The sequence below is a fragment of the Pseudomonas sp. PS02303 genome, assembly GCF_029959925.1.
In the GTDB taxonomy this organism is placed as follows: domain Bacteria; phylum Pseudomonadota; class Gammaproteobacteria; order Pseudomonadales; family Pseudomonadaceae; genus Aquipseudomonas; species Aquipseudomonas mandelii.
This window is the reverse complement of the sequence record NZ_JASCOM010000197.1, coordinates 1-11085: the sequence shown is the minus strand read 5'-3', so window position 1 is coordinate 11085 and position 11085 is coordinate 1. Positions and strand designations below refer to the sequence as shown.

Sequence of the window (11085 nt, the reverse complement as noted above, 5' to 3'; positions counted from 1 at the left end):
GGCTCGCTCCCACAGGATCGCGGTCATCTGTGGACTATTTTCACTGCAAGCCGCTCCCACCTTGAAATGCGGTCCACTGTGGGAGCGAGCCTGCTCGCGAAAAATCTCAAGCCGTGCGCGGTTTGCGCCCTGAAACAAAATGACTCACATCATTGAACCCTGGCGTCGACGAATGCCCCGGCGTGACCAGCGAATCAATAAACGCCTCGTCTTCAGCCGTGATCTTCACCGCCAGCGCCTTGGTGTACGCATCCCATTGCTCCTCGGTGCGCGGTCCGACAATCGCCGATGTCACGGCGCTGTTGTTCAACACCCAGGCAATGGCGAACTCGACAATGCCCACGCCACGTTGCTGCGTGTACCGTTGAATCTGCTGGGCAATACGCAACGACTCCACTCGCCATTCGGTTTCCAGAATGCGTTTGTCAGCGCGACCGGCGCGGCTGTTGGCGTCCGGTTTCACGTCCAGTGCATATTTGCCGCTGAGCACTCCGCGCGCAAGCGGACTGTAAGGCACCACGCCCAAACCATAATTTTGCGCGGCCGTGATCTGCTCGGTCTCGGCCTGACGGTTGACGATGTTGTACAGCGGCTGACTGATCACCGGCCGATCAACACCCAACTGATCCGCCACCCGGATCACCTCGGCAATCCGCCAGCCACGGTAGTTCGACAGGCCCCAGTACCGGATCTTGCCCTGGCGAATCAGATCGCCAATCGCCGACACGGTCACTTCCAGCGGCGTGTTGTGGTCTTCGCGGTGCAGGTAATAGATGTCGAGGTAGTCAGTGCCCAAACGCGTCAGGCTGGCATCAAGGCCATTGAAAATATGCTTGCGGCTCAACCCGCTGCGGTTCGGCACACCGTCCACCGGGCCAAAGCCGACCTTGGTCGCCAGCACCCATTCGTGACGGTTGCCGGCAATCGCTTCGCCGACGATCTCTTCGGAACGGCCGCCGGTGTAGACGTCCGCGGTGTCGATGAAATTGATGCCCTGGTCCCAGGCCTTGTCGATGATCCGCAGGGAATCTTCGGTACTGGTCTGTTCGCCGAACATCATGGTGCCCAGGGTCAGGGTCGACACCTGTAAACCCGAATGACCCAGCGTGCGATAACTCATGAGGAAATCCTTTTACCGTGGGAAAGCTTCAATCAAATACCAGAACGCCTGCGCGTCGAAAAGTGAATTTATACGCAAAGTGCATGACAACGTTCTTGCAGAAACGCTTGCAACACCTTGACCCGCTCTGAGACCTGCACCCGATGCGGGCACAGCAAATTGAACGGCACGCTTTCGCCTTGCCAGTCATCAAACAGCGTCACCAGCCGCCCGGCCTGCACATCGGCGGCGACATCCAGCCAGGCTTTATAAGCAATGCCATACGCCGCTCAAGCCTTGGGTTTGAGGCTTGAGGGCCTGTTCACCTCCCGCCAGCGCGGCCAGGGCCAGACGCACGCTTTCCAGATAACGCCGGCCTTCCTCGGTCAGGCGCATGCTGCGCGTGGAGCGCGCGAACAGGCGGATGCCGAGGCGGGTTTCCAGGCGTTTGAGGGCGATGCTGGCAGCGGCAGGGGTGAGTTCCAAAGTACGGGCGGCGGCGGAGATGCTGCCGGAGTCGGCGGTGCGAACGAAGATCTCCAGGTCGAGGATCGAGCTCATGGGTAAAAATCCTTTGAAGATCTGGCATCTTTGAACGTGAATTTTGATTGATTGCCAAATCCTACGCATCAGATCAACGCACATAAACCCTCATGACCATTTGTCGCCACTGTCAGTTCTGACAGTAGCCGCCATTGCCGTTCCGTTATTTGATCGCTCCGACCACCGTCCAGCGCACCGGAGCCTCAGACATGACCACCGCCCAATCCCCCGACAACGCCTTCCTCGTGCTGGATCGTCCGCGAGTACTGGGCGCTACCCTTCCGGTTGTAGACGCAGAGATCGGCGTCTCGCTGGTGATCTATGACCTGGTCATCGATGGCTTGGGCGCGACCGTCAATGTGGATCCGCCGTTGTCGGGCACGGTCGATCCGGGGGATGTGATTGAGCTGTGGCTGGAGGGCGACACCACGTTCCTGGACAGTGAAATCATCACCGATGTGAATGCCATCACCACATTGCGCATCCCCAAGGGCCGCTTGCAGCCCGACCGCTTCAACTTGCTTTTTTACACGATCCTGCGCGGCAGTCAGAACATCGGCACGTCCCTGTCACTGATCATGCTCTACAACAAGATCCGGCCCGGCCTGAAAGACACCCGCCCCGAAATCGACGGCCATTCCGAGCTGGCATTGTTGCTCCCCGACGAAATCCGCAACGGCGTCGGCGCCGATTTTGTCAGTGCGCAGGTGTGCGTGTCCTATCCGTACTGCCGAGCTCACGACACGATCACCTTGAAATGTAACGGCGAGATCATGACCCACCAGGTTCGCGCGGATGAGGCGCCACAGCCGCCGAATCCTGGTTCGCCGAACCCGATTACCGCGTGTTTTACGGTCACCCGTGCCTATCTGGAGCGCGCCATAAGACCAGGCGGCAAGCTCGATTTTTCCTACACCGTCACCGACCAGCTCGGTAACACGCCAGACACCGACGCGGTGTGGTCGGCGTCGCAAACCGTGGACGAAGACCTGGCTGGCACTCGTCTGAAAGCACCGATCCTGCTGGAAAGGATGGAGGATTATCCGGGGGATGATTCCACCCTGATCGAGTTGGAGAAGCTGGCCGGTGGACCGCTGCTGGTGATTGTCATCACCACCGACCACCGTTTCCTGCCGGGCGACACCATTGAAGCAACCTACACGGCGAAAGTACCCGGACAACCGGTGGACGTGGTAGTGCCGGTAAGCGGGGTGGTCGAGGCCGATCCGTTCGGGCAGAAGAAGCCTTGCATACTGCAGGTGCCGAACGACAAGGTCATCGCCCAGAGTGCGGTGACGATGGTGTATACGCTGAAACGGGGTGGGGCGGTGATCGCTACTTCTGCAACTGCTGTGGCACGAGTGATCGGTGAAAGCCCGATTACCCTGGATACGCCAGTCCCTGCCGCCAATCCGGTCGATCCACTCGCTTACCCGCAAGGTGTGACGGTTCAGGTCGCCTATGCGGCCTCGCTGCCGGGGGATCAGGCGAGTCTGGTCCTGCTCAACGCTGTGCCGGGTGAACCGCTGTTTCCGGTGTTGCCGCTCGATTCGAACCATCGGGCGACGTTTACCCTGGATGCGTCGTTTCTCGGGGCGTGGCATGGCAAGGTGCCGCAATTGCGTTGGGAACTGGTACGTGGCGGGCAGTCGATTGCCCAATCGTTACCGTTGATGCTGACGGTCAACCGGATTTTAGATGGGGATGCACGGTTGCCGAGACCGGTGATCGCCGGTCAGGCGGGTCTGGAGCTGGATGTTATGAAGCTTGTGGCCACCGATACCTTGAGCGTTGCGCAATGGCTTTTGCAGGTGGCGGGACAGTTCGTCTGGTTGCGCTATGACGGGTTTGACCAGCAGGGTAGCCCAGTGAATTTCGTGCGGCAGGGGCAAGCCCATCAGTCCGCCTCGGGGTTTACCACGCTGGCGCCGGTTGAGTGGTTGAAAGCCCTCGGGAGCGGCACGGAGGTGACGGTCACGTTCAAAGTGAACTTCGCCAAACAGGCTGATGAAGGTGCTGCGGTGACCTTCCTGCTGCGTAGCTACAGGGTTACCGCACACCCGGCATTAGTAGTCGATACCACTCCTCTTGTCTTGAGGGGGGAAAATATCTCGATTGTCGGCACATCACTCCCATGGGTTCCCACAGGGGACTACCCGGCTGACACTTTCGAGCGGCGTTTCGCAAGCGGCGGTGTGCCCCCTATAACCTTTGAATCTTCCAACGTGCAGATCGCCTCGGTCGACAGGAACAGCGGAATGATACGAAGTGAGGGGAATGGAATAGCCACCATCACCGTTTCCGACAGTGCAGGCCAAACAAGGGAGATCCTGGTGACTTGCTTCAACGTCACCCAATACATCTATAACCCAACGCCTCTCACTTGGAATGCCTATGAATCATGGCGAACCTCACAAGGCGCTTCTTGGCCTATAAACAACGACTCGTTAGTGCATGATCATCTTCTCAACATGAAATATACCCTTACCATTACTCAAAACTATTGGAGCGGTCCCCGTGAAGTTATTCCTCCGTATAGTGGGTCTGTCGCGGGGTATTGGCTGGAAACAAGGCGGTGGGAAGGCTATTACAAGGCTGAGATCGACAAAACTTTTCCGGGGCTGGCCTATATATAACCCCAGTCAATGACTAGTAACTAAAGTTCATCCACCACCGTCGCTTCCCCTCCAGGGGAGGCGGCTGAGGCTGTTCCTCAACCAAGCGTTTTTCAGAGACGTGGGGATAGATTTGTTTAGAAGAAAAAGGGAGCGCGCCCAAGTCCACCGCTTGTCGGGAACCCCTTCCTACCTGTTATTTCTGACAGTAGCCACCACCATTACTTCAGGCCTTAATTGACTCCGTCACTCAAACCCTCGACAGGAGTCAACATCATGTCTGTTCAACCCGACTACACCCCTTCGCCAGCACCCGTATTCAAGAAAGCCGTGACGGGTTCAAGCCGCCTGAAAGTCATGGGCGTGCGCTCAAGTCCCCACCTGTTTGGGCTGTCTGGTACGTCACGTGTACTGCGCGCCTTTGATGCCCTTACCGGGGAGCCAGTCGTTGCGCAGTGGAAGTACGCGACTGACAGTGATTGGACAACGGCCCACACCTGGCGCGATACCCAGCAACAGGCACTGCATGTTCGCGTCGGCGACGATCAGGTCATCCTGAATTCGGCGAACATTATTGGCAGTTGGGGCGCCTTCGTCGCGCGTACTGATGACGGGGGCCTCGTCGGCTGGGGGCATCCGGATTTGGGTGCAGCGATCCCTGCGGACACTGCGCCCCCGAATGACATCACTGCTGTCAGCGCCACTTCCAGCGCTTTTGCCGCCCTTCGAGCCGATGGAACGGTGGCGGTTTGGGGCGACGCGGGCGCTGGCGGGAATATGGGCGGTATCAGTTCTTCGGATTTTGTTGAGGTCAGCGGTGGCAAAAGCGCGTTCGCCGGTATAAAAAACACTGGGCAAGTGGTGGCCTGGGGACAGGGTAGCGAAGTGCCCGAGTCCATCGGCGCGCTGAGGGACATTGTGCAGTGCGTGGGCAGTGACGGTGTATTTGTCGCACGACGGGAAACCGGGCATTTGGTGGCTTGGGGCAAACCTGACACCGGTGGAACGCTGCCGCCCGAGATCGCGATGCTTTCCGACTTCAAAACCTTCCTCGGCACCCAATATGCTTTTGCTGCATTGCGCGCAAAGGGCAGTCTCGTCGCCTGGGGCCGGAGTACCGGGGGAACCCTGCCGGCACCCATTGCCTCACTGACCGATGTCAACGAACTGTGCTGCGCCAATCAGTTCGCCTTTGCTGCAACGCGTTCCACCGGCCAGGTTGTGGCCTGGGGGCACCAAATGGGGGGTGGCACCATCGGCAACCCAGAAATAGAGGCCCGGACTGATATTGAAGTAGTTTGCTGCACCTTTTCCGCATTTGCTGCTCTTTGCACTAACGGTCAGGTTGTCGCTTGGGGAGATGGCTCAGCTGGTGGCGAAATACCTGCCGATATTGCACAACGGCGCGACATTGTTCAGGTGGTTGGCTCGTCGGCAGCCTTTGCAGCCCTGTGCAAGGATGGCAGCGTTGTGGCCTGGGGGAATAAAAGCTTGGGGGGCGATACATCTGCGGTGGAAAGCCGGTTGACCGATGTACGAGCCATTTACGCCAATAGTACCGCGTTCACGGCGCTGACCTCGGACGGCCGCGTGGTGACTTGGGGGAGCGCTCAAACGGGCGGCGACAGCAGTCCGGTGCAAGAACTGTTGGATGGCAAGGTTTCCTATCAGGTGCAAGCGGGTTAGTCAGGGCTGTTGCAACAGCCGTGATGAGTAAGTAATAAACGGAGATGTTTAACAGACATCTCCAGACACTCTCTCGGACTACACAACCTTGCGCCGTTGCCTACGACTGCGCCAGAATCCGCCGGCTTGTGCGTCTTGGGCCTGGGTTTTATCGTTTGTCCCGTCGCTGAATATCAGTGATCGGGTTTGGTAGCCCGGCAATTAGGCGCATATAGCCACCGTTTACAGGCCTCTTCAGGTCTCTGTTTTTATGGTGGCCATGCGCAGGGCTCCTTCGGGGGCGCCGGGTCCTAATTGCCGGTCTACCAACCCGCGTATGGCCACCACCTTTCGTTTGGTAGCGAGGGTGAGGGCTCCTTAATTTCAATTAGGAGTTTCATCTATGTTCAAACCAACACCAAACCCACCCGAAGCGGACGACGTTTCCCCCTACGAATCCACCGATTCCAAAAAACTCAACGACGCCGCCGAACGAGCGCTCGACTTTCACTTCCCATCCAATGCCGACATCAAGGCCACCCCGCGAACCCGCAGCACCCTGTTTTCCGTAGACCCCGAAGCCACGACCGAAACCCTGGCGGTGTATCTGGTCGAGACGCTGGCGTCGGTCGATGTGATGGTTCATCAGTTGGTGGATCATCTGGCGGGTGAATCGCGTTATGCGCTGTTGGGTATTTCCAACAGCATTATGACGGCGGAGATCACGGCGAATCGGCTGCTGGATAACGTTGGCCCGCAGGGCTAAAGCCAATTTCGAAGAGGGCACATACTCGTGGCGAGGGAGCTTGCTCCCGCTCGGCTGCGCAGCAGTCGTACATCCGGTATCTGCGGTGTACCTGAAAGGTCGCGGTTGCAGCTTTTGGAGCTGCTTCGCAGCCCAGCGGGAGCAAGCTCCCTCGCCACAACAGCCTGAGTGTTCACAAAAGTGTGTCTGGCCACATAAGAGCTGTGTGCACACGCGAAATAAGAAACGGCCCGAAAGGGCTTTTTTTTGTTGATCGGAAGGGACGCGGAGCGTCCCGGGCTGCATTCCCACGCGGAGCGTGGGAACGATCATCTGTAACGCCTTACACCCGCAAGGTGCGCGTCATGCGCAGAGCCAACAAGCTCCCGCACACAATCACGCCCGCCAGCAGATAAAGCGCGGCATCGGTCGAGCCGGTGCTGTCCTTGACCCAACCCACCAGGTACGGGCTCAGGAAACCCGCCATCTGTCCCATGGAGTTGATCAGCGCCAGACCACCCGCCGCCGCGCCCGCGCTCAACATCGCTGTCGGCACTGGCCAGAACATTGGCAAACCGGTGAGGGCGCCCATGGTGGCGATGGTCAAACCGAGAATCGCGATGGCCGGTGTTGTGGCGAAGTTCACGGCAATCAGCAAGCCCACCGCGCCCATCAGCATCGGCACCACCAAATGCCAGCGTCGTTCTTTGCGCAGGTCTGCCGAACGCCCAACCATCAACATGAACAGCGCCGCCAGCAGGTACGGAATCGCGCTCAACCAACCAATCACCAGGTTATCGCTGAAGCCCAGGTTCTTGATGATCGATGGCAGCCAGAAGTTGATCGCGTAGACGCCGCTCTGGATGCAGAAGTAAATCAAACCGAAGGCCCAGATCGCCGGGTTCTTGAACACGGCCAGCAGCGAGTCAGTAGCGGTTTTCGGTTTGTTGGCCAGATCGATGGCGTGGTCGGCTTCCAGCACCGAGCGCTCGAACGGTGTGAGCCACTTGGCATTGGCGTAACTGTCGCTCAGCAGGAAATAGGCAAGGGCGCCGAGGATCACGGTCGGGATGCCTTGCAACAGGAACATCCACTGCCAGCCCGCCAAACCGCCTTGGCCCGCGGCGAAGTGGTTGAGGATCCAGCCGGAGAACGGGCTGCCGAGCAGGCCGGACACCGGGATCGCCGACATGAACAGCGCCATGATGCGGCCACGGCGGAAGGTCGGGAACCACTGCGAAAGATACAGCACCACGCCCGGGAAGAACCCGGCTTCGGCCGCGCCGGTGAACAGGCGCAAGGTATAGAACTCGGTCGGGGTAGTGACGAACAGCAGGCAGGTCGACAGCGTGCCCCAGACGATCATCATCAGCGCGATCCAGCGCCGTGGGCCGAATTTGGTCAGGGCCAGGTTGCTCGGTACGCCGCACAGCACGTAGCCGATGAAGAAGATCCCGGCCCCGAGGCCGTACACGGTTTCGCTGAATTTCAGCGCGTCGAGCATCTGCAGTTTGGCGAATCCAACGTTGACCCGGTCGAGGTAGTTGAACAGGTAGCAGATGAAGATGAAGGGGATCAAACGCAGGGTAATGCGTTTGTAGACGGCGTTTTTGTCGTCAACGATGGCCTGGGTAGCGGCGGCGCTCTGTGACATGGCGGGCTCTCTCTTTATTATGATTTTTTGCGATGCGCAGGGTAACGTTGATCGCCCAGAGAGTCTCGACCACCCTCGGGGTGGCTGTCTTTGTGCCTGAGCACAGGGTTTGCGACCCAGCCCTGTGCGGGTGAACAACCTGTCCCATCACCCGTTAAAGGATCCCGATATGTTCGAACTCGATCACGACCTGGCCCAGGACATCGTCGACCGGGCGATGGCCATCCTGCCGTACAACGTCAACGTGATGGACAGCCAGGGATTGATTCTCGGCAGCGGCGAGCCGGAGCGCATCAACACCCGCCATGAAGGCGCGCAGTTGGTGTTGGCCAATGGGCGCGTGGTGGAGATCGATGCGCAGACGGCGATTCACCTCAAAGGCGTGCAGCCGGGGATCAACTTGCCGTTGCTGCTCGATCAGCGCTTGATCGGTGTGCTGGGCATTACCGGCGAGCCGGAGCAACTGCGCACCTATGCCGAGCTGGTGCGGATGACCGCCGAAATGTTGGTCGGCCAGCGCAATCAGCAGGCCGAGCAGCAATGGCGGCGTCAGCGTTGCGATGATCTGCTGGCATTGCTGTTGAGCGAGGCCGGGGATTCGCCGCGCTTGCTGGATGAAGCGCAGCAATTGGGCCTGAAACCGCAAATGACGCGGGTGCCTTATCTGTTCGAGTTGGGCATGGAGCACGGTCCCGGGCAGACGGTGGAGGCGCTCAGTGCCTGGCTGACTTCGCGTTACCCGGACAGCTGGTGCGTGAGTTCGGCCAAGTCTTCGTTGCTGTGGTGTCGGCCGGCGAGTCAGGCGATCGAGAATGAACGGCTGCTGGAAAAACTCGATGGCCTGGGCTGGAACATTTTGCGCATTGCCGTGGGGGGGCAGGCGGATGGGTTGTCCGGGCTGCGTCGTTGTTATCGACGGGTTGGCGACTTACTGGCCTATGGGCGCGATGTGCTGCCGCGTTCGCGCTTGCTCACGCTCACCCGTTATCGGTTGCCGGTGATGCTGTGGCGGCATCGCAACGATGACGCGCTGGATGAATTGCTCAAGCCACTGCGCAAAGTCATCGCCAAGGACGGCAACGGCCAACTGCTGACGACCTTGCGCAGTTGGTGCGAGCACGACGGGCAGAGTCAGGCCTGCGCGGATGCGCTGGGGATTCATCGCAACAGCTTGCGCTATCGGATGGAGCGGATTGCCGAGTTGAGCGGGGTTGATCCGCTGAAACTGGACGGCATGCTCGCGCTCTACCTCGGCGTGCAGCTTTTGCCACAAACGGATGTCCCGTAGCGATCTCAAGGACGCCATCGCGAGCAGGGGTTTTGTGAACACCGCAGGACCAATGTGGGAGCGAGCCTGCTCGCGATGGCGGACCAGCAGCCGCAAAAATGCTGGATCTGAAAACAGGCGTTTTGTAGAAATGAACAACAAACGCCACCCCCGCTTGTGCAGCGGACCGGCGTTATTGTGCGGGGCTGCTGGCAGCATGGAACGCATTGGAACTGGAGAATTCGCATGAAAATCGTGATCGCCCCCGATTCGTTCAAGGACAGCCTGAGTGCCCAGGGTGTGGCCGAAGCCATTGCCCTCGGTCTGGCGCAGGTCTGGCCGGATGCGCAACTGGTCAAATGCCCGATGGCCGACGGCGGCGAAGGCACGGTCGAGTCGATTCTGGCCGCGTGCGAAGGCGAATTGCGCAGGACCCAAGTTCGCGGTCCGCTCGGCATCACCGTCGATGCCGCGTGGGGCTGGTTGCCGCAAACCCACACCGCAATCATCGAAATGGCCGAAGCCAGCGGTCTGCAACTGGTGCCGCCGGGGCAACGTGATGCGTGCATCAGCAGCACCTTCGGCACCGGAGAACTGATTCGCGCCGCGCTCGATGCCGGGGCGCAACGGGTGATCCTGGCCATTGGCGGCAGCGCCACCAATGATGGCGGCGCCGGAGCGATGCAGGCGCTGGGCGTAAAGTTACTGGACGTGCAAGGGCAAGCGCTGGCCCCGGGTGGTTTGGCCCTGGCGCAACTGGCTTGCATCGACCTGAGTGCAATTGATCCGCGCCTGACCGACGTGCGTTTCGACATCGCCGCCGACGTCAACAACCCCCTGTGCGGTCCGCACGGCGCTTCCGCGATTTTTGGTCCGCAGAAAGGTGCGTCGCCCGAGCAAGTCCTGCAATTGGACGCTGCCCTGGGGCACTTCGCCGAGCTGTGCGCCCAGGCGTTGGGCAAGGACGTCCAGCACGAGCCGGGCAGCGGCGCGGCGGGAGGGTTGGGATTTGCGGCCAAGGCGTTTCTGGAGGCGCAATTCAAGGCCGGGGTTGAAGTGGTGGCCGAACTGGTCGGGCTGGCCGAGGCGGTGAAGGACGCTGATCTGGTCATCACCGGCGAAGGCCGTTTTGACGCCCAGACCTTGCGCGGCAAAACCCCATTCGGCGTCGCACGCATTGCCCGGGAGCAGGGCGTGCCAGTGATTGTGATTGCGGGGACGTTGGGTGAGGGTTATCAAGCGTTGTATGAACATGGCATTGATGCCGCGTTTGCCTTGGCCAGTGGGCCGATGACGCTGGAACAGGCCTGTGCCGAGGCTCCACGGTTGTTGCGCGAGCGAGCGAGTGATATTGCCCGTGTTTGGCGGATCGCCAGCCGCAAACCCTGACCAAAATTGTCTGCACACAGGAATCTTGTGGCGAGGGAGCTTGCTCCCGCTGGGCTGCGAAGCGGCCCCAAAATCTACGGCCGCTACGCAGCCGGACGGGAGCAAGCT

At 59.7% G+C, this 11085-nt stretch carries 7 protein-coding genes and 1 pseudogene; 5 read left to right on the top strand and 3 right to left on the bottom strand.

Annotated features, from left to right (window positions below):
• Positions 1 to 106 precede the first annotated feature (106 nt).
• Both QMX98_RS26960 and QMX98_RS26955 read right to left on the bottom strand, forming a co-directional pair.
• Positions 107 to 1120 carry an aldo/keto reductase gene (locus QMX98_RS26960; RefSeq protein ID WP_282411638.1) on the bottom strand — a complete coding sequence of 338 codons (1014 nt, stop codon included), beginning with the start codon at positions 1118 to 1120 and terminating at the stop codon, positions 107 to 109.
• A 68-nt stretch (positions 1121 to 1188) separates the two neighbouring features.
• Positions 1189 to 1660 (bottom strand): annotated as a pseudogene (locus QMX98_RS26955) (LysR family transcriptional regulator).
• Positions 1661 to 1851: 191 nt separating this feature from the next.
• Here QMX98_RS26955 and QMX98_RS26950 point away from each other — a divergent pair.
• The 3 genes from QMX98_RS26950 (at position 1852) to QMX98_RS26940 (ending at position 6688) form a co-directional block, all read left to right on the top strand.
• Positions 1852 to 4278 (top strand): hypothetical protein, encoded by a 2427-nt coding sequence (locus tag QMX98_RS26950; RefSeq protein WP_221109418.1) that lies wholly within the window; start codon positions 1852 to 1854, stop codon positions 4276 to 4278.
• A gap of 255 nt (positions 4279 to 4533) precedes the next feature.
• Entirely contained in the window at positions 4534 to 5943 is a 1410-nt protein-coding gene (locus QMX98_RS26945) for a hypothetical protein (protein ID WP_221109420.1), read from the top strand.
• A gap of 382 nt (positions 5944 to 6325) precedes the next feature.
• Complete coding sequence (locus QMX98_RS26940; RefSeq protein WP_010459965.1) at positions 6326 to 6688, top strand: hypothetical protein; 363 nt, start codon at positions 6326 to 6328, stop codon at positions 6686 to 6688.
• Positions 6689 to 7010: 322 nt separating this feature from the next.
• On the opposite strand, the gene QMX98_RS26935 is transcribed toward QMX98_RS26940, so the two are convergent.
• Positions 7011 to 8321, bottom strand: coding sequence for an MFS transporter (locus tag QMX98_RS26935; RefSeq protein ID WP_010459966.1), 1311 nt, complete (start codon positions 8319 to 8321; stop codon positions 7011 to 7013).
• A gap of 169 nt (positions 8322 to 8490) precedes the next feature.
• On the opposite strand from QMX98_RS26935, the gene QMX98_RS26930 reads away from it, so the two are divergent.
• Together QMX98_RS26930 and QMX98_RS26925 are read left to right on the top strand one after the other, a co-directional pair.
• The gene (locus tag QMX98_RS26930) at positions 8491 to 9609 is read left to right on the top strand and encodes a sugar diacid recognition domain-containing protein (RefSeq protein ID WP_083376838.1); all 1119 of its coding nucleotides are present in this window, start codon (positions 8491 to 8493) and stop codon (positions 9607 to 9609) included.
• Between the two features lie 225 nt (positions 9610 to 9834).
• Positions 9835 to 10977, top strand: a complete 1143-nt coding sequence (locus tag QMX98_RS26925; RefSeq protein WP_282411637.1) for a glycerate kinase — start codon at positions 9835 to 9837, stop codon at positions 10975 to 10977.
• Positions 10978 to 11085: the final 108 nt, after the last annotated feature.